This is a genomic window from Caldimonas mangrovi (assembly GCF_023721835.1).
In the GTDB taxonomy this organism is placed as follows: Bacteria; Pseudomonadota; Gammaproteobacteria; order Burkholderiales; family Burkholderiaceae_C; genus Caldimonas; species Caldimonas mangrovi.
This window is the reverse complement of sequence record NZ_JAMKFE010000005.1, coordinates 335848-359959: the sequence shown is the minus strand read 5'-3', so window position 1 is coordinate 359959 and position 24112 is coordinate 335848. Positions and strand designations below refer to the sequence as shown.

17 protein-coding genes and 1 tRNA gene are annotated in these 24112 nt (G+C 66.0%); 14 read left to right on the top strand and 4 right to left on the bottom strand.

The features are described 5' to 3' along the window. Positions 1 to 331 precede the first annotated feature (331 nt). Positions 332 to 1126, top strand: a complete 795-nt coding sequence (fabI, locus tag M8A51_RS11055; RefSeq protein ID WP_251778337.1) for an enoyl-ACP reductase FabI — start codon at positions 332 to 334, stop codon at positions 1124 to 1126. A 64-nt stretch (positions 1127 to 1190) separates the two neighbouring features. On the opposite strand, the gene M8A51_RS11050 is transcribed toward fabI, so the two are convergent. Next, the gene (locus tag M8A51_RS11050; protein WP_251778335.1) at positions 1191 to 2063 is read right to left on the bottom strand and encodes an SHOCT domain-containing protein; all 873 of its coding nucleotides are present in this window, start codon (positions 2061 to 2063) and stop codon (positions 1191 to 1193) included. A gap of 24 nt (positions 2064 to 2087) precedes the next feature. Further along, positions 2088 to 3059: a glucokinase gene (locus M8A51_RS11045; protein ID WP_251778333.1), complete on the bottom strand. Its 972-nt coding sequence runs from the start codon at positions 3057 to 3059 to the stop codon at positions 2088 to 2090. 642 nt (positions 3060 to 3701) lie between these two features. On the opposite strand from M8A51_RS11045, the gene M8A51_RS11040 reads away from it, so the two are divergent. The 9 genes from M8A51_RS11040 to M8A51_RS11000 all read left to right on the top strand — a co-directional run bounded on the left by M8A51_RS11040 (position 3702) and on the right by M8A51_RS11000 (position 16096). Continuing rightward, positions 3702 to 4946, top strand: a complete 1245-nt coding sequence (locus tag M8A51_RS11040) for a maltoporin (RefSeq protein WP_251778331.1) — start codon at positions 3702 to 3704, stop codon at positions 4944 to 4946. A 155-nt stretch (positions 4947 to 5101) separates the two neighbouring features. Further along, positions 5102 to 6772 carry an alpha-amylase family glycosyl hydrolase gene (locus M8A51_RS11035; protein ID WP_251778329.1) on the top strand — a complete coding sequence of 557 codons (1671 nt, stop codon included), beginning with the start codon at positions 5102 to 5104 and terminating at the stop codon, positions 6770 to 6772. A 13-nt stretch (positions 6773 to 6785) separates the two neighbouring features. Beyond that, positions 6786 to 7883: an ABC transporter ATP-binding protein gene (locus M8A51_RS11030; protein WP_251778327.1), complete on the top strand. Its 1098-nt coding sequence runs from the start codon at positions 6786 to 6788 to the stop codon at positions 7881 to 7883. Between the two features lie 74 nt (positions 7884 to 7957). Beyond that, positions 7958 to 9160 (top strand): maltose/maltodextrin ABC transporter substrate-binding protein MalE, encoded by a 1203-nt coding sequence (gene malE, locus M8A51_RS11025; RefSeq protein WP_251778325.1) that lies wholly within the window; start codon positions 7958 to 7960, stop codon positions 9158 to 9160. Between the two features lie 161 nt (positions 9161 to 9321). Continuing rightward, on the top strand, positions 9322 to 10857 hold the full coding sequence (gene malF, locus M8A51_RS11020; protein ID WP_251778323.1) for a maltose ABC transporter permease MalF: 1536 nt from the start codon (positions 9322 to 9324) through the stop codon (positions 10855 to 10857). Between the two features lie 24 nt (positions 10858 to 10881). Continuing rightward, entirely contained in the window at positions 10882 to 11772 is an 891-nt protein-coding gene (gene malG, locus M8A51_RS11015; protein WP_251778321.1) for a maltose ABC transporter permease MalG, read from the top strand. Positions 11773 to 11834: 62 nt separating this feature from the next. Further along, positions 11835 to 12281, top strand: coding sequence for a pullulanase-associated domain-containing protein (locus M8A51_RS11010; protein WP_251778320.1), 447 nt, complete (start codon positions 11835 to 11837; stop codon positions 12279 to 12281). 90 nt (positions 12282 to 12371) lie between these two features. Continuing rightward, entirely contained in the window at positions 12372 to 14102 is a 1731-nt protein-coding gene (locus tag M8A51_RS11005; RefSeq protein ID WP_251778318.1) for an alpha-amylase family glycosyl hydrolase, read from the top strand. 68 nt (positions 14103 to 14170) lie between these two features. After that, entirely contained in the window at positions 14171 to 16096 is a 1926-nt protein-coding gene (locus M8A51_RS11000) for a glucokinase (RefSeq protein ID WP_251778316.1), read from the top strand. 88 nt (positions 16097 to 16184) lie between these two features. Here the strand turns inward: M8A51_RS11000 and M8A51_RS10995 are convergent, their stop codons facing one another. Beyond that, entirely contained in the window at positions 16185 to 18452 is a 2268-nt protein-coding gene (locus tag M8A51_RS10995) for an arginine/lysine/ornithine decarboxylase (protein ID WP_251778314.1), read from the bottom strand. Positions 18453 to 18650: 198 nt separating this feature from the next. Here M8A51_RS10995 and M8A51_RS10990 point away from each other — a divergent pair, with 198 nt between their 5' ends. From M8A51_RS10990 to M8A51_RS10975, 4 genes are all read left to right on the top strand, one after another. Then, entirely contained in the window at positions 18651 to 19088 is a 438-nt protein-coding gene (locus tag M8A51_RS10990; RefSeq protein ID WP_251778312.1) for an NfeD family protein, read from the top strand. Between the two features lie 22 nt (positions 19089 to 19110). Further along, positions 19111 to 20034 carry an SPFH domain-containing protein gene (locus M8A51_RS10985; protein WP_251778310.1) on the top strand — a complete coding sequence of 308 codons (924 nt, stop codon included), beginning with the start codon at positions 19111 to 19113 and terminating at the stop codon, positions 20032 to 20034. 74 nt (positions 20035 to 20108) lie between these two features. Further along, a tRNA-Ser gene (locus M8A51_RS10980) sits at positions 20109 to 20199 on the top strand. Between the two features lie 292 nt (positions 20200 to 20491). Beyond that, on the top strand, positions 20492 to 20797 hold the full coding sequence (locus tag M8A51_RS10975) for a PEP-CTERM sorting domain-containing protein (protein ID WP_251778308.1): 306 nt from the start codon (positions 20492 to 20494) through the stop codon (positions 20795 to 20797). 214 nt (positions 20798 to 21011) lie between these two features. Here the strand turns inward: M8A51_RS10975 and M8A51_RS10970 are convergent, their stop codons facing one another. After that, positions 21012 to 24110: an error-prone DNA polymerase gene (locus M8A51_RS10970; RefSeq protein WP_251778306.1), complete on the bottom strand. Its 3099-nt coding sequence runs from the start codon at positions 24108 to 24110 to the stop codon at positions 21012 to 21014. Positions 24111 to 24112 lie beyond the last annotated feature (2 nt).

Genomic DNA, 24112 nt, shown 5'->3' with positions numbered 1-24112 from the left:
CCACTTCGGACCGTACTCCTGAACAACGTGGAAATCGTTTCGCCCCGACGCGATACAGTTGCTCCACACTTGCTTCACAACGGCGCACATCGGCCACCCACGAAAACTTCGCAAAAAATCCGCCCAAGCAAAAAAAATGGGCTGGATTCCTCCGCCCACTGACCATGACTTAGCGAAAGTCGAATTGTACTTCGGCGCCAGAAGTCAAGCAAGTCCTGGGCCCGGCTTATTCCCTGGTTACGCTTGGGATACCCCGACCCGCACCCCTCTTGCAACCCGCCGCGGCAAGGCGGCATGCGAAAATCCGCGATTCCTGATTTTTGGAGACACCATGGGATTTCTCGCTGGCAAACGCTTGCTGATCACCGGCCTGCTGTCCAACCGCTCCATCGCCTACGGCATTGCCAAGGCGTGCCGACGCGAAGGGGCCGAACTGGCGTTCAGCTACGTCGGCGAGCGCTTCAAGGATCGCATTGCCGAGTTTGCACGGGAATTCGAAACCGAGCTCGTGTTCGACTGCGACGTCGGTGACGATGCCCAGATCGACCAGCTGTTCGCAGACCTGCGCAAGACGTGGCCCAGCTTCGACGGGTTCGTCCACTCGATCGGCTTTGCGCCGCGCGAGGCGATCGCCGGTGACTTTCTCGAGGGGCTGTCGCGCGATGCCTTCCGCATCGCACACGACATCTCGGCTTACAGCTTCCCGGCAATGGCCAAGGCCGCCGCACCGATGCTCAACCCCAGCGCGGCCTTGCTGACGCTGAGCTACCTGGGCGCCGCCCGCTACGTACCGAGCTACAACACCATGGGTCTGGCCAAGGCCTCGCTGGAAGCCAGCGTCCGCTACCTGGCCGCCAGCCTCGGCCCGAAGGGCGTCCGCGTCAACGGCATCTCGGCCGGGCCGATCAAGACGCTGGCGGCGTCGGGCATCAAGGGCTTCGGCAAGATCCTCGAGGTGGTCGAGACCAACGCGCCGCTGCGGCGCAACGTGACGATCGAGGACGTCGGCAATGTCGCGGCCTTCCTGCTGTCCGACCTGGCCTCGGGCGTGACCGCCGAGATCACCTACGTCGACGGCGGCTTCAGCCACGTGATGGGCGGGGCCAGCGAGCCGCTGCCGACCTGATCGGCCGCACCTGCGCGAAACAAAAAACGGCCCGCGATGCGGGCCGTTTTCGTTGGCCGGCCAGTCAAAGCGTCTGCAGGATCTCGCGCCGCTTCTGCTGGTACTCGTCTTCGGTGATCAGTTCCTGGTCGCGCAACCGCTTCAGCGTGCGCAGCCGCTGCTCCTGCTCCTCGAAGAAGCGGGCGTCGCGGGCTCCGGCGGCGGGCGCGGGTGCAGCTGCAGGCGCGGGAGCGCGCTGCACCACGGGGGCCGCAACCGGCGCAGGCGCCGCGGCCGCCAGCGGGGCGGCCGGCGCATCGAGCCGGAATGCCACCCAGTCCGGACGCGTCTGGGTGCCGGCCGAGGCCTTCAGCACCGCCTTGCTCGGCTTGTCGCGCGAGCCGAAGACGAAGTCCGGCAGGATGCGTGAACCGCGATAGGCGTGAACGAAATCCAGCCGTGTGTCATGCACCACGACGTGCAGAGCCCCGCCCTGCACGAACAACCGCGCCGTCACGCCATAAGGGGTGCCGAGGATGCCGGCGTCGCGCTTCGACGTGCTCAGCAACAGCAGGTCGTCCTGCGGGCGAGCGATCGACAGCGCCTGAGAGATCGGCCCCGCCAGTTCGGACGCCTCGTCCGCGTCGAACAGGCGCTCTTCGCGGTTGTTGACGCCGATCATGATGGTGCCCAGCACCTGCTTGACCCAGTCCGGGCTCACGGTGGCGGGATGGGCGTTTGGCGCCGCCCCAGGCTCCTGTGCGTCGAGGCGCACTGCGGTGAATTCACGGATGACCCACTCGCGCCGCTTGGGCGAAGGCCTGGACGCCTCACTCTGCGCCGAGGACGAACCGCCGAACAGAAAGTCCATGACCCCTGCCTGCGCAGGCGCGGCCGCAAAACCACCCGACCATGCGATGACGGCAGCGGCTGCCGCAGGCCCGATACGACGAATCATCTGCTTGCTCCTCTTTTGGGTTGATCAAAGCTCTTCGAGTGCGCGCGCGGCGCCGGTCAGCGCCGGCGGCGTGCCGGCCTGCACCACATACGTCGGGATGGCTTCGAGGTAGGTGCGGAAGCGCCCCTTCTCCTCGAACCGCTGCCGAAACTTCGAGCGCTCGAACCAGTCGCCAAGCTTCGGCACGATGCCGCCGCCAATGTACATGCCGCCCCGGGCGCCGAGCGTCAACGCGAGATTGCCCGCGACGTTGCCGAGGAAGCTGCAGAAGAAGTCGAGCGTCCTGGCACAAGACTCGTCAGTGCCCGCCAACGCAGCGGCGGTGATGTCGGCGGCACCTGCCGATGGCACCGGCAAGCCGGCCACCTCGCACACCGCGGCATGCAGATTCAACAGGCCGATCCCCGACACCGCACGCTCGGCCGACGCGTGCCCGAAGCGCAAACGCAGCACGCGAATCACGGCCTCTTCATCGTCATCCATCGCCGCCAGCGTCGTGTGTCCGCCTTCGCCATTGATCGGAATGGCGCCGTGCCCCGCCACCGCCGGGAGCAAGCCGGACACCCCCAACCCGGTCCCTGGCCCGAGCAGGCCGAGCGGCGCATTGAGCGCCGCCTTCCCGCCGCCGACCTGACGCAGATCGGACGGCGCAAGTGCCGGCAGCGCCAGCGCCAGTGCGGTGAAATCGTTGATGACCAGAAAGCGACCCATCCCGAGGCGGCGCTGCACCTCGCTGATCGAGAACGACCAGTGGTGATTGGTCATTTTGACCTGATCGCCCACCACAGGGTTGGCGATGCCGATGGCGCACCAGCGCGGCAGCGGCTTGCCGTGATCGGCGAGGTAGCACTGCATTGCATCGAGCAGCGTGGCGTGCTCCGAGCAGCGATAGGTCGCCACCGAGTCGAGCGGCGCACCCGGCGCCTCCAACCAGGCAAACCGGGCGTTGGTCCCGCCGATGTCTCCCACCAGGCGGGGGTATGTCTTTGCTTGCATCGAGTTGTCGTGATCGCTGTTTCTTCGAAGTCGGCGGCCCGGCATACCGCTGTCCGAGCCCTTCCGTCGAGACGAAGCGCCCCCGCGCCCACGGGCAACGCTGATGCAGCGCATGACCCGTCACGCTGTAGGCAAACTACAAAACCATATTAGTGACCCGTCACTACGCTGTCCAGTGTTTTGACTACATTCGTAGCTTCGTTCTCGCTTGGCAGCGCGTTGGTTCTCGGGTTTACCCGCGTTCACCGACGGTAGTTTCATTACTAAAGTTGCGTCCGTTAGAAAACTACAGACATCTGTGTAGTCTTCCGGACCTTGGACCGCCAGTCTATATGCCCGCTTTTTCGTGTTTCGCGCTGCCCTGCCCGACCGGCCGTCATACGGCCTACGGTCCGGGGTGCACGTGCGCCGGGGCAGGCGATGAGCGCCGGGTCGTCTCCCCGTCATCTCAAGAGAGCGAGTTCGCGGCGCCCTTCGGGGCGTCGCCCTTTTTTTGCAGCTCGCCGTGCCGGCTCGAGCAGCACCGCTTTCTTGCGGGCGCGCAGCGCCCCGACCGATTCCCCAACCGCTGGAGTCCGCGCCCGTATGCAGCGGGCCGGACGACGGCATCCCCCCAAGCAAAAACCTTTGAGGAGTATCCCGATGAGAGGAAAGTTCAAGCTGCTGGCGGTCGCCGCTGCGGCGGCCGGCGCCTTTGCGGGCGCGTCAGTTCAGGCGCAGGGCCTGGAGTTCCATGGTTACGTACGCACAGGTACAGGCGTCACGAGTGAGGGCGGCAAGCAGGCGTGCTTCGGCATCGCACCGGCGAAGTACCGCCTTGGCAACGAATGCGAGACGTACGGTGAAGTCGCGTTCGCGCTGCCGTTCGGCAAATCGGATGGTGCATGGGCCAAGTACAACCTGATGCTTGCGCTGATCGAGGACAACGCGGCGTCCGACTTCGAAAGCTCCAAGGACGACGACTTCGATATCGCCAGCCGCCAGCACTACTTCGAGGCCGGCGGTTTCTTCGGGGAGGGCGCCTTCGAGAACGCGAAGATCTGGATCGGCAAGCGCTACTACAACCGCCACGACGTCCACATCAACGACTACTACTACTGGAACAACAGCGGCCTGGGCGGCGGCATCGAGGACATCGCCTTCGGCTCATCGGTCAAGTTCGCAGCCGCCTATCACAGCAAGGGTGACGACACGCTCGCGTCGGATTCCTTCAACGGCCTGAATACGCAGCGCTTCTCGTTCCGCGTCTACGACATCCCGGTGAACCCGAACGGCAAGCTGGAGACCGAGTTGGTGTACCTGCGCGGCAGCAGCCCGTCGGGCAACAACGAAGGCAACGGTTACGCGCTGTTCGTCCAGCACATGCAAACCGGCATCCTCGGCGGCTTCAACAAGCTGGCTTTCATGACGGGCAAGGACGCGGGCTTCGGCGGCAACTGGGTACCCACCTACCGCGACGCGAATGACGGTGCCAAGGGCAAGGATTGGCGCATCGTCGACCAGCTGTTCATCGCTCCCGAGGGCTCGAACTGGTCGGGCCTGGGCACCATCGGCGTCCAGGAGATCAAGCCGGACGACGGCGACAAGCAGCGTTGGATCACCTTCGGCGTGCGTCCCCAGTACAACTTCAGCGACAACTTCAGCCTGGCGGTCGAGTTTGGCCACGACCGCACCAGGACCGGCGACGGCGACACGGCCAAGCTGACCAAGCTGACCTTCGCGCCGCAACTGGCGCTGTCGCGTGGCTTCTGGGCTCGCCCGGTGTTCCGCGCCTTCGCCACCTACGCCAAGTGGAACGACGCTGCCGGCGACGCCGGCACTGGCGGCACCTTCGGCGAGGACAACGACGGCATGAGCTTCGGCATCCAAGTCGAAGCCTGGTGGTGATCGGCTGAAGTAGCGCGTGCCCTTGGCGGGCATTGCGCGCCTTGCTGCGCCCGGCCCCGTTCACTGTTGGTGCGGGGCCGAGCCCAGTGCCGTGCGCCCAGCTCCACCGAGCTGCGCACCGCTCTGGGTTCGAGCCTACTTATTCACGTCCTGATATGTCCAAACCTGTTTCCCCTGCAGCCGGCGCCTGGTGGCGCGGCGGTGTCATCTATCAGATCTATCCGCGCAGCTTCGCCGACAGCAATGGCGACGGCATCGGCGACCTGCCCGGCATCATCGAGAAGCTGCCGTATGTGGCCAGCCTCGGTGTCGATGCCATCTGGGTCTCGCCCTTCTTCCGTTCACCGATGAAGGACTTCGGCTACGACATCGCCGACTACCGCGACGTCGACCCGATGTTCGGCACGCTGGCCGACTTCGACCGCCTCGTCGAGCGCGCGCACGGGTTCGGCCTGAAGGTGGTGATCGACCAGGTGTTGTCGCATACCTCCGACCAGCATGTCTGGTTCAAGGAAAGCAGCGCGAGCCGCGACAACCCGCGTGCCGACTGGTACGTCTGGGCCGAACCGAAGCCGGACGGCTCGCCGCCGACCAACTGGCTCAGCGTGTTCGGCGGTTCGGCCTGGCAATGGGATGCGCGCCGCCGCCAGTACTACCTGCACAACTTCCTGGCAAGCCAGCCCGATCTGAACTTCCACTGCCCCGAGGTGCAGCAGCAGATCCTGGCGGACATCCGCTTCTGGCTGGAGCGCGGGGTCGACGGCTTCCGTTTCGACGCGTGCAACTTCCACTTCCACGACACCCGGCTGCGCGACAACCCGCCGGCCACCCGTCGTGACAACAAGAGCGTGCAGGACACCAACCCGTACGGCATGCAGCGCCATCTGTACGACAAGACGCAGGCCGAGAACCTGCCCTTCCTCGAGAAGATCCGCACGCTGCTCGACGAGTACGGTGCAGCCAGCCTCGGTGAAGTCGGTGACGACGAAGCGCTGCTGACGATGGCCGCCTACACCGCCGGCGACAACAAGCTGCACATGGCCTACAGCTTCAACCTGTTGACGGCCGAGAACACGGCCGAATACATCCGCTCTCAGGTCGAGGAACTGGAAGAGCACATGCAAGGCGGCTGGCCCTGCTGGTCGATCGGCAATCACGACGTGCAACGCGTGCTGACACGCTGGGGCGGTCCGGACGCCACGCCGGCCTACAGCAAGATGGCGCTGGCGATGCTGCTGTCGCTGCGCGGCAGCTCGTGCTGGTACCAGGGCGACGAGCTGGCGCTGCCCGAGGCCGAGATTCCGTTCGAGAAGCTGCAGGACCCGTACGGCATCGCCTTCTGGCCCGAGTTCAAGGGCCGCGACGGCTGCCGCACGCCGATGCCATGGGCCGAGCACATGCCGCATGCAGGCTTCAGCGGCAACGCGGACGTGCTGCCGTGGTTGCCCGTGCCATGCGAACACGCCGCCCGCGCGGTGGACGTGAACGAGGCGACACCCGACTCGATGCTGCATTTCATGCGGCGCTTCCTCGCGTGGCGCAAGACACGGCCGGCACTGGTGGGCGGCCGCATTCGCTTCCTCGACGCCAAGGAGCCTGTCCTCGCGCTGCTGCGCACGCCCGAGGGCGGCGGCGACAGCGTGCTGGCCGTGTTCAACCTGGGTGCCAGGCCGGCCGCCGTGAAGATCGCAGGCGCCCCTGCCAGCACGCCGCTCGCCGGGCACGGCTTCAGCGAAGCCCAGACCGGCATGCGGGATGGCACGAATTTCAGATTGCCGGCGCACGGCGCCTACTTCGGCGCCGTGACCGCCCCTCCCCGCCACTGACACCGCTCATTCCATGGCTAACCTGCAACTGAAGGCCTTGCGCAAGTCCTACGGCGACGTGCAGACGCTGCACGGCATCGACCTCGAGATCCTGGACGGCGAGTTCGTGGTGTTCGTCGGCCCGTCCGGCTGCGGCAAGTCGACCATGCTGCGCTGCATTGCCGGCCTGGAGGAGATCACCAGCGGTGAGCTCTACATCGGCGGCCAGAAAGTCAATGATGTGCCGCCGGCCAGGCGCGGCATCGCGATGGTGTTCCAGAGCTATGCGCTCTACCCTCACATGACGGTGGCCGAGAACATGGCTTTCGGGCTGCGGTTGGCCGGCTTCAAGAAAGAAGAGCAGCAGGCCGCGGTACAGCGTGCCGCGCAGATCCTGCAGATCGAGCACCTGCTGGACCGCAAGCCCAAGGCCTTGTCGGGCGGGCAGCGCCAGCGTGTCGCGATCGGCCGCGCGATCGTGCGCAAGCCGGGCGTGTTCCTGTTCGACGAGCCGTTGTCCAACCTCGATGCGTCGCTGCGCGTGCAGATGCGTGTCGAGCTGGCCCGGCTGCACCGCGAGCTGAAAACGACGATGGTCTACGTCACCCACGACCAGGTCGAGGCGATGACGCTGGCCCACCGCATCGTCGTGTTCAATGCCGGTCGCATCGAACAGGTGGGCTCGCCGATGGAGCTGTATCACCAACCGGCCAACCTGTTCGTTGCCGGCTTCATCGGCTCGCCGAAGATGAACTTCATCCCCGGTGCACTGCTGGCGGCGACCCCACAGGAGGCGCGCGTGAAGCTGGCCGACGATAGCGAGGTCGCCGTCGCCGTCGATGCAACCGCCCTGCCCGCCGGCGCCAGGGTGACGCTCGGCGCGCGGCCCGAGCACATCCAGGCCGGTACCGCGCGCAGCACCAATGAACTGCGCGGCACGGTGCAGGTGGCCGAGCACCTGGGTGATGCGACCTACCTGTACGTCGAAGTGGCAGGCGCCCAGGCGCCGGTGGTCGTGCGGGCCGCTCCGGAGATCCCGCTGGCCACCGGCGACATCGCCCATCTGGGCCTGCAGCCGCAGCGCTGCTTCCTGTTCGACGAGCGGGGCGACGCCTTGCCGCGCACGAAATGAACTGCTTTTCCCCACCGAGTCGATCCGACTTGCAGACAAGCGCCGACGAGGCGAATACCAAAGGAGCAAACGTCATGAGCAACCAACGTCAACGCATCAAGCTGTTGGCCGCCGCCGCCGCGCTGGCGGTATCGGCGGGCTACGCGGGTACCGCCGCGGCCGCCGAACCCGGCAAGCTGCTGATCTGGATCAATGGCGACAAGGGCTACAACGGCCTGGCCAAGGTCGGTGAAGAGTTCACCAAGGCCACCGGCGTGCAGGTGATCGTGGAGCATCCCGAGGACGCGCCGAACAAGTTCCAGCAGGCTGCCGCCGCCGGCAAGGGCCCCGACATCTGGATCTGGCCGCACGACCGCATCGGCGAGTGGATCGCCGGCGGCCTGCTGCAGCCGGTCACCCCCGGCAAGCAGGTGCAGGCGGACATCGACCCGCTGGCCTGGAAGGCGTTCAACGTCGGAGGCCGCACCTGGGGCTACCCGATGTCGATCGAGGCCGTCTCGCTGATCTACAACAAGGACCTGGTCCCCACGCCTCCGAAAACCTTTGATGAAGTCATCGCGCTGGACAAGAAGTTGTCCGCACAGGGCAAGAAGGCCATCCTCTGGGACTACAACAACACTTACTTCACTTGGCCGCTGCTGGCGGCGAACGGCGGCTATGCCTTCAAGCTGAAGGCCGACGGCACCTACGACCCGGCCGACACCGGCGTCAACAATGCCGGTGCGCTGAAAGGCGCCGAGCTGCTGGCCAAGATGGTCAAGGACGGCGTGATGCCCAAGGGGGCGGGCTATGCCGACATGGAGGCCGGCGTCAACCAAGGCAAGATCGCGATGATGATCAACGGCCCCTGGTCCTGGGACAACCTGAAGAAGTCGAAGATCAACTTCGGCGTCGCGAAGATTCCGACCGTCGCCGGCAAGAAGGCGGCTCCCTTCGTCGGTGTGCTGGGTGCGATGGTCACCAAGGCGACTCCGAACCGCGACATCGCGGTCGAGTTCATCGAGAACCACATGCTCACCGTCAAGGGCCTGAAGGCCATCAACGACGACGTGCCGCTGGGCACGCCGGCCAGCAAGGCCTTCTTCGCCGAGCTGAAGAGCGACCCGAACATCCAGGCCACGATGGCCAGCGCGCAGGACGGTGCGCCGATGCCGAACAACCCGGAGATGGGGCGCTTCTGGTCGTCGATGCAGTCGGCGCTGCAGAACCTGACCGAAGGCCGCCAGAGCCCGAAGGAAGCCTTGGACGCGGCGGCGAAGCGCATCACCGCGAAGTGATCGGCAGACGGGTGACCGCTGCTTGAGCGCGGCGGCCCGGCAACACGGCCGGGCCGCCGCCACCCCGAGGCTTGTCAACCCTGCGCGTGCAGCACGCGAGCGTAGCGTTGACAGGCTGCAGGCCGGCGGGCGACGCCGGCCCGACCTCATCTTCGACCGACATGAACCATTCCTCAGGCATCCAGCGCTGGCTGGGCCCGGCAGCCGGTGTGGCGCTGGTCCTGGTGTCCTTGTACTTCGTGACCGTGGTGTATGCGGCCGGCGAATGGCTGCTCGCCGGCACCATCCTGCTCGTGCTCGCGCTGGCCGGCTGGGTCTACACGTCACCCAGGGTGTATGCGTGGCGCTATCTGTTCCCCGGCGTGGCCGGCGTAGTCATCTTCGTCGTCTTCCCGATCCTCTACACCGTCTCGATCGGCTTCACCAACTACAGCACTCGCAACTTGCTGAAGTTCGAGCGCGCCACGGCCTACTTCCTCGACGAGACCTACCAGGCCGAGGGCAGCAGCTACGCATTCACGCTCCTGGCCGACGGTAACGACTACCGCGCACGACTGCAGGAATCCGAAGGCGAGCGTGTGTACGCAACGCCCGTGCTCGACCTCGGCAAGCCCGCCGCCCGGACCGTCGAAGCCCGAGCGGTATCCACCGGCGAAGACACGCCCGGCGAGCCGGTGCAGCTTCGCGAGCTCATTCGCCTGCAGCCTGCGCTGAAGACCTTGACCATCGAGTTGCCGGATGGCGCCAGCGTGCGCATGACCGGCCTGCGACAGTTCGGCCCGGTGCAAAAGCTCTACCAGCAGGACGACCGCAAGCGTCTCGTCAACCAGCAGACCGGCGAGGTGTTGACGCCGAATTTCGAGACGGGCTTCTACGAGCGCCCCGGCGGCGAGGCGGTGCCGCCAGGCTTCCAGATCAACATCGGGCTGGGCCACTTCAAGCGCGTGTTCACCGACGAGGCCTTTCGCCAGCCCTTCCTGCGCATCTTCGCGTGGACCGTCGTCTTCGCCGGGCTCACGGTGGTGTTCGCGGCCTCGCTGGGCATGCTGCTGGCCGTGCTGATGAGCTGGGAAGCGCTGCGTTACAAAAACGTCTATCAGACGCTGCTGTTCCTGCCGTACGCCGTGCCGGGCTTCATCTCGATCCTGGTGTTCAAGGGGCTGTTCAACAACAACTTCGGCGAGATCAATCTGATCCTCGACGCGCTGTTCGGCGTCAAGCCGGCATGGTTCTCCGATCCCTTCCTGGCGAAGGCGATGATCCTGATCGTCAACACCTGGCTCGGCTATCCGTACATGATGGTCGTCTGCATGGGGCTCATCAAGGCGATTCCCTCGGACTTGTACGAGGCATCCGCGGTGGCCGGAGCCGGGCCGTTGACGAACTTCTTCCGCATCACGATGCCGCTGGTACTCAAGCCGCTGACGCCGCTGCTGATCGCCGCCTTCGCGTTCAACTTCAACAACTTCGTGCTGATCAGCCTGCTGACCAACGGACGGCCGGACTTCCTCGACACCAGCGTGCCGGCCGGCACGACCGACATCCTGGTGTCCTACACCTACCGCATCGCGTTCGAGGACTCGGGGCAGAACTTCGGCCTGGCCGCCGCCATCTCGACGGTGGTCTTCGCGATGGTGGCGCTGCTGTCCTGGATCAACCTGCGCGCCGCGCGCGTCACCAAGGAAGAGGCTCGCTGAAGCGGCGGGCTGCGGAGCAAACACATGGCCATCGTTCTCGACAAGTCCCACCGCTGGCGCGTCGTCGCCGCGCACGCCTTCCTGATCGCGCTGGTGTGCGTGGTCATCTTCCCGTTCCTGATGATCCTGTCGATCTCGTTGCGGCCCGGCAACTTCGCGGCCGGCAGCCTGATCCCGGACCAGATCAGCCTGGAGCACTGGAAGCTGGCGCTCGGCTTTTCTTATGAAGGGCCGGACGGGCGCATCGTCGAGCCGCCCTTCCCGGTGCTGCTGTGGCTGTGGAATTCGGTCAAGGTGGCGACGATGACGGCAGTGATGATCCTGCTGCTGTCGACCACCGCTGCCTATGCCTTCGCACGCATGCGCTTTCGCGGCAAGTCGGAAGCGCTGTCGGCGCTGATGCTGATCCAGATGTTCCCGGCAGTGCTGGCGCTGGTGGCCATCTACGCGATCTTCGACCGCGTCGGCAACGTGTTTCCGATGTTCGGCATCGACAGCCACGCCTCTTTGCTGCTGGCGTATGCCGGCGGCATCGGCATGCACGTGTGGACCATCAAGGGCTATTTCGACACCATCCCGGCCGAGATCGAGGAGGCCGCCAAGGTCGACGGCGCATCGCCGTGGCAGGCGTTCTACCTGGTGCTGCTGCCGATGGCGGTGCCCATCCTGCTGGTCGTGTTCCTGCTGGCCTTCATCGGCGCCATCATCGAATACCCGGTCGCCTCGGTGCTGCTCAACCAGGAGCGCCAGCTCACGCTGGCAGTGGGCTCACGCCTGTTCCTCTACGAGCAGCGCTACCTGTGGGGCGACTTCGCGGCCGCGGCCATTCTCTCCGGCCTGCCGATCACCGCCGTGTTCATCCTGGCCCAGAAGTGGATGGTCTCCGGCCTCACTGCCGGTGGCTTGAAAGGATGAGGCGCCGCCCTTCCCCCCATACCCGAGGTTCCCCAACCGCACCCCGAAAGAGGAGACTGACCATGCTGACCCGTGCAAGCCACCCCCGCACCCTCGTCGCCGCGCTGCTGTGCATCGGCGCGTCCGGTGTTGCGCTGGCGCAATCTTCCGCACCGCCGGCCGGATCGGCGACGATCCACTACAACCGCTGCGACAGCAACTACGACGGCTGGGGCCTGCACCTGTGGAAGGACGGCGGCGTGCCGCTGCCCGGCGTCGAATGGCAGAAGCCGATGATGCCTGCCGGCCAGGACGACTTCGGCGTGTACTGGCACACCCGACTCGACGATTACATCAAGGGCCGTGTCAACTACATCATCCACAAGGGCGACACCAAGGACCAGGGCGGCCGCGACATGGCCTTCGACGGCAATGCCACGAAGGAGATCTGGGTCAACAACGGGGACCGCAAGATCTACACCTCGCTGGCGGACGCCAAGAAGGCACGCGAAGAAAAGCCCTGCAAGTAGTCCTTGCCCCCGTGACGGCGCGCCCGGTGCGCGCCGTTGACGCGGCCGCGCATACGCCCCGGCCGCATCCACCGAACCGTGCAGATCCGGATGAACCAGCCCGCCCCGACCCGCCGGCATGCAGCCCTGCCGCTGCTCGTCGCCGCCCTCCTCGCCGCCTGTTCGAGCGCTCCGCCGGCATCGGCGCCCGTTGCCCAGCCAGCCGCTGCAGCGGTGCCCGCCGGCCCGCCCGCCGCGAGCGGCAGCTTCGCCGACAACCCCATCGTCTATTTCGTCATCACCGACCGCTTCCACAACGGCAATCCCGCCAACGACTTCGCGTACGGCCGGCAGAAGGATGGCGAGAAGGAGATCGGCACTTTTCATGGCGGCGACCTCAAGGGCCTGACGCTGAAGCTCAAGGAAGGCTGGTTCAAGCAGCTCGGCGTCAATGCGCTGTGGATCACGGCCCCCTACGAACAGATCCATGGTTGGGTGGTCGGCGGCGACAAGGCGTTCAAGCACTACTCCTACCACGGCTACTACGCGTTGGACTACACCGTGCTCGACAAGAACATGGGCACGCCCGAGGAACTGCGCGAGATGGTCGACACCGCCCACGCGCAGGGCATCCGCGTGCTGTTCGACGTGGTGATGAACCACCCGGGCTACCTCGACATCCAGACCGCGAAGGACCTGAACCTCAAGGTGCTGTGGCCGGGTGCCGAGAAGGCAAGCCTGCGCGACTATCACGGCTACATCGACTACAACAACTTCAACTTCGGCGACTGGTGGGGCCGCGACTGGGTGCGCGCGGGGCTGCCCGGCTACATCGACGGCGGCCGCGACGACCGCACGATGCAGCTCGCCTATCTGCCCGACTTCCGTACCGAGAGCACGGCCTTCGTGAAGCTGCCCAGGTTCCTGCGCGACAAGCCGGACACCCGCGCGGTCGACCTGCCCGACACCACCGTGCGCGGCTACCTGGTCGCATGGCTCACCGACTGGGTGCGCGAATACGGCATCGACGGCTTCCGTGCAGACACCGTCAAGCATGTCGAGCCGCAGGCATGGGCCCAGTTGAAGCAGGAGGCGGTCAAGGCACTCGCCGAATGGAAGGCCAGGCACCCGACGAAAAAGATCGACGACGCACCGTTCTGGATGGTCGGCGAATACTGGGGCCACGGGCCCGTGCGCGGGCCGCTGCACGACGCCGGCTTCGACGCCTTGCTCGACTTCGACTTTCAGCAGCGCGGCCGGCAGTTCGGCCAGCCCGAGCCGCTGTTCGCTGCCTATTCGCGTGTCTATGCCGGGCGGCCCGGTTTCAGCAACCTCGCCTACATCTCCTCGCATGACACCGAGCTGTTCGACCGCAAACGCCTGTTCGAAGCCGGCACGGCGTTGATGCTGACGCCGGGCGGCGTGCAGATCTACTACGGCGACGAGACGGCGCGGCCGCCCGGGCCGGTGCCGCGCAGCGACCCGCAGCAGGCCACCCGTTCCGACATGAACTGGTCGAGCCCGGACGCCGCGCTGCTCGAGCACTGGCGCAAGCTGGGGTCGTTCCGCTCACGCCACGTGGCGGTGGCACGCGGCGTGCATGAACGCCTGGGCGAAGCACCTTATGTCTTCAGCCGCGTCGATGCGCTCACCGGCGATCGCGTCGTTGTCGCGCTCGGCGCGAGCGGCGATGTGCAGCTGCCCGTCGGTAAGGTGTTTCGCGACGGCGAGACGCTGCGAGACGCCTACAGCGGCCGCGAAGCGGTCGTCGAAGGCGGCCGCGTGAAGCTGCAGGCACAGCGCGTGGTGTTGCTGGAGCGCGCTGCTGCCGCGACAAGGTGAACCGATCGTGAAGTCGACGATGGAGTGGACCTGGAACTTGGTTACAGTGTGCGGCTGGAGCACTTTCCATGCCCGTACTGCATCTGTCGAGTTCGTCCGTATCCGCCACCTCCAGTTCGCTGCCCAGCGTCCCGGCGGAGCCTGAGATGGGCAGCTTCACTTCCCCTTACCCCGAGCCGCGCCTGCTGGCCGACATCGGCGCCACCTACGCCCGTTTCTGCCTCGAGCAGGTACCGGGCCGCTTCGACCATGTCGCGGTGCTGCCATGCGCCGACTACCCCGGCTTCATCGCGGTGATGCAGGCCTACCTCGACTCGTTGCCCGGGCTGCGCCCGAAGCACGCAGCGGTGGCCATCGCCAACCCGATCGAGGGCGACTGGGTGCGCATGACCAACCGCGATTGGGCCTTCTCGATCGAGAACGCGCAGAAGCAGCTGGGCGTGGCAACGCTGCTGGTGGTCAACAACTTCACCGCGCTGGCGATGTCGCTGCCCCGCGTCGGCCCCGAGGGGCGCGAGCAGGTCGGCGGCGGCGAAGCCCAGGCCAACGGCGTGATCGGACTGCTCGGCCCCGGCACCGGCCTGGGCGTGTCGGGCCTGGTGCCCACCGGCGACCGCTGGACCACGCTGGCCACCGAAGGCGGCCATGTCAGCTTCTCGCCGGTCGACGAGCGCGAGCTGAAGGTGCTGACCTATGCGTGGAAATCCTTGCCGCACGTTTCGGCCGAACGCCTCGTCTCCGGCCCCGGGCTGGAGATCGTCTACCAGGCGCTGACCGAGGGCCGGACCGACGCGCCGCCCCATCTGCCGACGGCCGATATCGTGCAGCGTGCGATCCAGAAGCTGTGCCCGTGGTGCGTCGAGGCCGTGGAGTGCTTCTGCAACATGCTGGGCACCGTGGCATCCAACCTCGCGCTGACGCTCGGGGCCACCGGCGGCATCTACATCGGCGGCGGCATCGTGCCGCGGCTGTCGAGCCTCTTTCTCGCCTCGGGCTTCCGGGAGCGCTTCGAGGCCAAGGGCCGTTTTTCAGGCTACGTGTCGCGCATCCCGACCTACGTGCTGACGGCCGAGAACCCCACCTTCCACGGCGTGTCGCTGCTGCTGGCCGAGCACGTGCCGGCGCACGAGGGCGGCAACCCGTTGATGGAGCGCGTTCGCAACGCCCGCAACAGCCTGTCGCCGGCCGAGCGCCGCGTGGCCGACTTCGTGCTGGAGAACCCGCGCACCGTGCTGAACGACGCGATCGCCGTGATCGCGCAGATGGCCGAAGTGAGCCAGCCGACGGTGATCCGCTTCTGCCGCTCGCTGGGTTTTCAGGGCCTGGCCGACTTCAAGCTCAAGCTGGCGTCGGGGCTGACCGGCAACATCCCGGTGCAGCGCACGCAGGTGCGCCGGCAGGACGCCACGCCCGACCTGTGCGCCAAGGTGCTCGACAACACCATCTCGGCCATCGTGCAGTTCCGGGAATCGCTCAACGTCGATGCCGTGGACCGCGCGATCGAGATCCTGCGCGAAGCCAAGCGCGTGGAGTTCTACGCGATGGGCAACTCGTCGGTGGTGGCGCTGGATGCGCAGCACAAACTGTTCCGCTTCCGGATCCCGTCGGTCGCGCACACCGATGCGTCGATGCAGACCATGGCGGCCGAGTTGCTCGGACCGCAGGACGTGGCGGTGTTCATTTCCAGCTCGGGCCAGTCACCCGAGCTGGTGCGGGCCGCCACGCTCGCGCACGACCGAGGCGCCGCCGTCATCGCCGTCACGTCGAGCAAATCGCCGCTGGCACGGAAAGCCACGGTGTGCATCTCGGTGGATCATGGCGAGGACAGCTCGACCTTCATCTCGATGATCTCGCGCATCCTGCATCTGCTGGTGGTCGACATGATCTCGGTCGGTGTCGCCGTGCGCCGCGACCCGGGCGCCAACATCCCGCGGCTGGCCAACGAACCGGGGGCGCCTCCGGCACCGGGGGTCATGATCTCGCACGTCGCATAGGCTATGCGGCCCGCATGACGAACGACCGATGGGCTGGCGTCCATCGGTCGTCCTTCCGATTGCGTGGCGGGCAGCACCCGCCGCCGTCTCAAGTCTGACGCACGCAATCGACGAAGTACGTCGCGTTGCCGGCCTCGTCGACCTCCTGCACCAGCCCGTGCACGTCGGTGTCGAAGCCCGGGAACTTGCGGTTGAACTCGCGCGCGAAGCGCAGGTAGTCGACGATCTTCTTGTTGAAGCGCTCGCCGGGAATCAGCAACGGGATGCCCGGCGGGTACGGCGTCAACAGCGAAGTGGTCACCCGGCCCTCGAGCAGGTCGATCTCGACCCGGTCGGTCTCGCGGTGGGCGATGCGTGCATAGGCATCGCTCGGCTTCATCGCCGGCTGCAGGTCGGACAAGTACATGTCGGTCGTCAGCCGGGCGATGTCGCCCTTCGCGTACATCTCGTGAATGCTCTGGCACAGGTCGCGCAGGCCCATGCCCTCGTAGCGCGGGTGCTGCGCGCAGAATTCCGGCAGGATGCGCCACATCGGCTGGTTCTTGTCGTAGTCGTCCTTGAACTGCTGCAGCGCCGTCAGCAGCGTGTTCCAGCGGCCCTTGGTGATGCCGATGGTGAACATGATGAAGAACGAGTACAGGCCGGTCTTTTCGACCACCACGCCATGCTCCGCCAGGTACTTGGTGACGATGCTGGCCGGGATGCCGGTCTTGGCGAACTTGCCGTTGAGGTCCAGGCCCGGCGTCACGACGGTGGACTTGATCGGGTCCAGCATGTTGAAGCCTTCGGCCAGCTTGCCGAAGCCGTGCCATTTGGCGTCGCCCTTGATGATCCAGTCGTCGCGCTCGCCGATCCCGGCGGCTGCCAGCTTTTCCGGCCCCCAGACCTTGAACCACCAGTCCTTGCCGAACTCTTTTTCGACCTTGCGCATCGCGCGGCGGAAGTCCAGCGCCTCGGCGATGCTTTCTTCCACCAGCGCGGTGCCGCCGGGCGCCTCCATCATCGCTGCGGCGACGTCGCACGACGCGATGATCGCGTACTGCGGCGACGTCGAGGTGTGCATCAGGTAGGCCTCGTTGAAGAGGTGCCGGTCGAGCCTGCGATTCTGCGAGTCCTGCACCAGGATCTGCGACGCCTGGCTCAGGCCCGCCAGCAGCTTGTGCGTCGACTGCGTCGAGAACACCAGCGATTCGCGCGCCTTGGCCTTGCCCTTGCCCATTGCGTGCATGCCGTTGTAGTACGGGTGGAATGCCGCGTGCGGCAGCCAGGCCTCGTCGAAATGCAGCGTGTCGATGTAGCCGTCCAGCATCGACTTGATGGTCTCGGTGTTGTAGAGCACGCCGTCGTAGGTGCTCTGCGTCAGCGTCAGGATGCGCGGCTTGACCTTCTTCGGGTCCACGCCCTGCAGCAACGGGTTCGCGGCGATCTTCTTCTCGATCGCTTCGCGGGAGAACTCGCTTTGCGGGATCGGGCCGATGATGCCGTAGTGATTGCGCGTGGGAGTCAGGAACACCGGCACTGCGCCCGTCATGATGATGGCGTGCAGGTTGGACTTGTGGCAGTTGCGGTCGACCACCACCACGTCGCCCGGTGCCACCGTGTGGTGCCACACCATCTTGTTGGACGTGGACGTGCCGTTGGTGACGAAAAAGCAGTGGTCGGCGTTGAAGATGCGTGCCGCGTTGCGCTCCGAAGCCGCGACCGGGCCGGTGTGGTCGAGCAGCTGGCCGAGTTCTTCGACCGCGTTGCACACGTCGGCGCGCAGCATGTTCTCGCCGAAGAACTGGTGAAACATTTGGCCGATCGGGCTCTTCAGGAAGGCCACGCCGCCGGAGTGCCCCGGGCAGTGCCAAGAGTACGAGCCGTCCTGCGCGTAGTGAACCAGCGCCCGGAAGAACGGCGGCGCCAGGGAATCGAGGTAGCTGCGCGCTTCACGGATGATGTGGCGCGCGACGAACTCCGGCGTGTCCTCGAACATGTGGATGAAGCCGTGCAGCTCTTTCAGCACGTCGTTGGGGATGTGCTCGGACGTGCGCGTCTCGCCGTACAGGTAGATCGGGATCTCGGCGTTCTTGAAGCGGATCTCGCCGACGAAGGCGCGCAGGTTCTTCAGCGCCGCGTCGACTTCCTCCTTCGAGCCGGCGCCGAACTCCTCGTCGTCGATCGACAGAATGAAGGCGCTGGCGCGGCTTTGCTGCTGTGCGAACTGCGACAGGTTGCCGTAGCTCGTAACGCCCAGCACCTCGAAGCCCTCTTTCTCGATCGCTTCGGCGAGAGCCCGAATACCGAGGCCCGAGGCGTTTTCCGAGCGGAAGTCCTCGTCGATGATCACGATGGGAAAGCGGAAGCGCATCATGGGTAGCCTTTCTGAGAAGGCAGGTAAAGCAGCGAACCGCGAAGTGTAGAGCCTTGCGGTTCGCCGTGTGATGACCCTGAGCCCTAAACAACAACAGCGCAACAGCAGGCATCGGCTCCCAGTCCGGGCAAACCTGATGCAAGCGGCGGGCGAGCCCGGCGTACACTGCCGCCGGGGTCGAAAACGCAAGGAGGGAAGATGGATTTCAATGCCTCCACCTGGTGGTGGGTTCTGGCCGGCATCGCCGTCGCGGCCGAGCTGGCCAGCGGCACCTTTTACCTGCTGATGCTGGCGCTCGGGCTGGCGGGCGGGGCCCTGGCGGCGCACGCCGGGCTGGGCTTCGCAATGCAGCTCGTCGCGGCCGCCGTGATCGGCGGCGGCGCCGTCGCCGCCTGGCGCGTGCGGCGCAAGCAGCACCCGCCCGCACTTCCGGCGGCCACCAACCGGGACGTCAACCTCGACATCGGCAGCCACGTGACCGTCACGCAATGGAACAGCGACCGCACCGCGCGCGTGCCCTACCGGGGTGCGACCTGGACGGTGCGCTATGCCGGCGCCGACGAGCCGCAACCCGGTGAATACGTCATCCGCGCCGTCGAAGGCAACTTCCTGATCATCGAACGTCATACCCACTGAAAACGCCCCATAGGAGAGGCTCATGGAAATCGTCGCGCTCGTCCTGCTCGTCATCGCCATCATATTCATCGTCCGCTCGCTCAAGGTCGTGCCGCAGCAGCACGCCCTCGTGGTCGAGCGCCTGGGCCGCTACCACGGCACGCTTACGCCGGGGCTCAACATCCTGGTGCCCTTCGTCGACCGGGTCGCCTACAAGCACTCGCTGAAGGAAATCCCGCTCGACGTGCCGAGCCAGGTCTGCATCACGAAGGACAACACCCAGCTCACGGTCGACGGCATCCTGTACTTCCAGGTCACCGACCCGATGCGCGCCAGCTACGGCTCGTCGAACTACATCGTCGCCATCACGCAGCTGGCGCAGACCACGCTGCGCTCGGTGATCGGCAAGATGGAGCTCGACAAGACCTTCGAGGAGCGCGATGCGATCAACGCCGCCGTCGTCAACGCCCTCGACGAGGCCGCGCTGAACTGGGGCGTGAAGGTGTTGCGCTACGAGATCAAGGACCTGACCCCGCCGAACGAAATCCTGCGCGCGATGCAGCAGCAGATCACGGCCGAGCGCGAGAAGCGCGCACTGATCGCCGCCTCGGAAGGCCGCAAGCAGGAGCAGATCAACATCGCCACCGGCGAGCGCGAGTCGTTCATCGCCAAGTCCGAAGGCGAGAAGCAGGCCGACATCAACCGTGCCCAGGGCGAAGCCGCCGCCATCATGGCCGTGGCCACTGCATCGGCCGAGGCCATCCGCCGCATCGCGGCGGCGATCCGCGAGCCGGGCGGCGCCGACGCCGTCAACCTGAAGGTGGCCGAGAAGGCGGTCGAAGCCTATTCGCAGCTGGCGCAGAAGAACAACACGATGATCGTGCCGGGCAACATGACGGAAGTGTCCGCACTGATCGGTACTGCGATGACGCTGATGAAGAGCACGCCGCCCGTCTCGCCGCGCTGAATTGTTGTTAGAATGTGCGGCTTCGCTGCGCCGGCCTGCCATGGGCTGGCGCCGCCCCCGGATACCGGAATTCCGGAGAGATGGATGAGTGGTTTAAGTCGCACGCCTGGAAAGCGTGTGTGGGTTAATAGCCCACCGCGGGTTCGAATCCCGCTCTCTCCGCCAGATGCCGATTCAGTGGGATCCCGGGAAATTCACTTTCCTCTGCAAGCTCCGCCAGACGGGGCTTTTTTTGTCTCCGCTCGTCTTTTGCGTTCCGGCTGAAGCCGATCCCGAGTTGACACTTTCCGGGGGGCCTTGTCGCACAGGAAAAGACGCGGTCCCCAGAGGCCTCGAACCAATTTCCGTGCACAGGCCGCCTGCCCGCCAGCCTGGGCGTCTGCTCCGGGTTCTTGTATGTCGACGGCGCTATGCAAGATCTTGGCACGCTCGGTGCAGCCGCAGCGTCGTCAGGGCGATGAACGACAAAGCCGACATCATCGGCACATCGATGCGTGCGGACGGGACCTTCCGCACCTCTTTCTATAGCGATGGACAGATGATTGATTTGTTGGGACGCCTGCCGGCCGAATGGGTGGTGGACCGCGTGGCGGCCATCAACAACAGCAGATACATCGCCGCCGAAGGCTTCAGCCGGTTGACTGGCGAGCGCGGGGCATTGCTGTTGACGCCGGTCCCCGAACCGGAGACGGTCGCGTTGCTGGCCGTTGGTCTGGCGTTCATCGCGCTTCGCGCGAAGCGTCATCAGCGAAAGCAGGGATAGCGCACGCCGGGGCGGAGTCCCGCTTCCCGCATAGCCGTGCCTGCACTCGACCTCGAAGCCGCAACGCCTTGAACATGTCGCGTCGCCGTGATCTGCGATCCGGTGCTTTAGGTGCAATCAGTTGCGTGTCTTCGAACGGCAGGTCAGAACCACAGGATGCACGGCGGTGCAGGGCACGGCAGCCCGGCATTCGAGCTTTCGAAGCCCCTCCCGCTCAATGAAAATCCCGGCTCTCGGTGTTGAGCCTTCCCAGCAACGGCGTCAGGTCCTCCAGTCGTCCGGCAATCAGGTTGCGCACCTCCCCTTCGCTTTGCCAGGCGCCGTACACGGCGAGCAGTCGGGATTGCAATAGCGCCGCACGCTGCCGCTCGCGGATACGCTTCCAGCAGATGACCTGCACCGTGCCGGTTTCATCCTCGAGCGACACGAAGATCGTGCCGTTGGCTGTGTCCGGCTGCTGGCGCAGCGTGACGATGCCGCACGCACGCACCAGCCGCCCGTTGGGCAGGTCCTGCAGTTCCTGCGCGGACATCAACCGGCGCTGGCGCAACAGAGGTCGCAGCAGCGCCAGCGGATGCCTCCGCAAGGTCAGCCCGGTCGACGCATAGTCCCAGACGATCTCCTCGCCCTCGGGCGCCTGGGCCAGCTCCAAGGAGTCCTCGTTGACCGGCGCATCGCGCAACAGCTTCGGCGTCGAGCGCAGCGCCGTCGCCTCCCACACCTGCTGGCGCCGGTGCCCGGCGAGGCTCATCAGCGCATCGCCGCCGGCCAGCCGGGTCATCTCGTGCTGCTCCAACCCGGCGCGACGCGCCAGGTCCTCGGCGCTCTCAAACGGCGCCTTCCGCCTGGCGTCGACGATGCGCTGCGCCGCGTCCTGCCGCAAGCCGCTGATCTGGCGCAGGCCGAGCCGCACCGCCGGCGGATGCGGGAGCCCCTCCAAAGTGCAGTCCCAGTCACTTGCCATCACGTCGACCGGGCGCACCTCGACCCCATGTCGCTTGGCGTCTTGCACCAGCTGGCTGGGCGTGTAGAAGCCAAGCGGCTGGCTGTTGAGCATCGCCGCTAGAAACTCCGCCGGGTGGTGGCACTTGATCCAGCAAGACGCATAGACCAGCAGCGCAAAACTCGCCGCGTGGCTCTCGGGAAAGCCGTATTCCGAGAAGCCATGGATCTGCTGGAAGATCTGCTCGGCGAATTCCTTTGCGTAGCCGCGCGAGGTCATGCCGTCGACAATCTTGGTGTAGTACTTGTCCAGCCCGCCCTTGCGCTTCCACGCCGCCATTGAGCGCCGCAGGCCATCGGCCTCGCCAGGCGTGAAGCCGGCGGCCAGGATCGCGATCTGCATCACCTGCTCCTGGAACACCGGCACGCCCAGCGTGCGCCCCAGCGCTTCCTTGAGCGCTTCGCTCGGGTAGCTCACCGGCTCCCGACCCTGGCGCCGGTTCAGGTAGGGATGCACCATGCCGCCCTGGATGGGGCCCGGCCGCACGATGGCGACCTCGATGACCAAGTCATAGAAGCGGCGCGGCCGCATGCGCGGCAGCATGCCCTGCTGGGCGCGCGACTCGATCTGGAACACACCGACCGTGTCGGCCTTGCAAATCATGTCGTAGGTCGTGCGGTCCTCGGATGGGATGTCCTGCATCTCAAAGCGGTAGCCCTTGCGCCGGCCGACGAACTCCAGCGACTTGCGGATCGCGGTCAGCATGCCGAGCGCCAGCACGTCGACCTTCAGCAGGCCGAGCGCATCGAGATCATCCTTGTCCCACTCGATCACGGTGCGGTCTTCCATCGCCGCGTTCTCGATCGGCACCATGCGCTTCAGCGGCCCCTTGGTCAGCACGAACCCGCCGACATGCTGCGACAGGTGGCGCGGAAAACCGATCAGCTGGTCGGTGAGCCGCAGCAGCTGCTTCACCGCCAGGTCGTCGACCGACAAGCCCGCCTCCTGCAGCCGCTCGGGCATGACCTTGCGGCCATCGAACCACATATGGCCCTTCGCGAGCCGGTCGACCGTCTCCGCATCGAACCCGAGCGCCTTGCCGACATCGCGGATCGCGCTCTTCGGACGGTAGGAGATCACGGTCGCCGTCAGTGCCGCCCGGTCACGGCCGTACTTGTTGTACAGGTACTGGATCACCTCCTCACGCCGCTCGTGCTCGAAGTCGACGTCGATGTCCGGCGGCTCGTTGCGCTCCTTGCTGATGAAACGCTCGAACAGCACGCTCATGCGCGCCGGGTCAACCTCGGTCACGCCCAGGCAGTAGCAGACCACCGAGTTGGCCGCGCTGCCACGGCCCTGGCAGAGGATGTGCTGCGAGCGCGCGAAGTTGACGATGTCGGCCACGGTCAGGAAGTAGTGCTCGTAGTGCAGCTCGGCGATCAGGTCGAGTTCATGCTCGATCTGCACCTGCACCTTGGCCGGCATGCCGTCCGGCCAGCGCCGGCCGGCGCCTTCGTAGGTCAGCCGGCGCAGGTAGGACGACGGCGTCTCGCCATCGGGCACCACCTCGGACGGGTATTGGTAGCGCAGCTCGTCGAGGCTGAATTCGCACAGCCCGGCGATGCGCACCGTCTCGGCCAGCAGCTCGGCCGGATAGGTCATCGAAAGCCGCAGTCTCGTGCGCAGGTGCCGCTCGGCATTGCGTTGCAGGGCCAGCCCGCATTCTGTCAGCGGCTTGCCGATCCGCGTGGCGGTCATCACGTCCTGCAGGGCCTTGCGTGATCGCACGTGCATGTGCACGTCGCCGGTGGCGACCAGCGGGATGGCGGTGAGCTCGCTGACCTCGCGCAGCCGCGACAGCCAGATCTCGTCGTCGAGCTGGCGCAGCAGTTCGACTGCCAGCCAGCAGCGCCCGCTGTAGCCACTCAACATCCAGCGGGCCAACTTGACCAAGTGATCCAGCGGCGTGCCGCGGTGCGGCGCCACCAGGATCAGGCAGTCGTCGAGCTCCGGTGGGGTGATCTGGGCCAGGCTGAGGTGATACGCGCCCTTCTCCGAGGCACGCCGCAGCTTGGTGATGAACTCGCACAGGTTGCCGTAGCCGTTCAGGTTCCGGGCGATCGCGACCAGCGTGAACGGGGCGTCGTCGACGCGGAACTGCGAGCCGATCAGCAGCGGCAGTTGCTGCTCTTTGGCCGCGACATGGGCCCGCACGACGCCGGCCATCGAGCACTCGTCGGTGATCGCCAGCGCGGTGTAGCCGAGCTGCTTCGCGCGCTCGACCAGTTCCTCCGGGCGGCTGGCGCCCTTCAGGAAGGAGAAGTTGGTGACGCAGCGCAGCTCGGCGTACGTGGGCAGGACGGCCGACATGG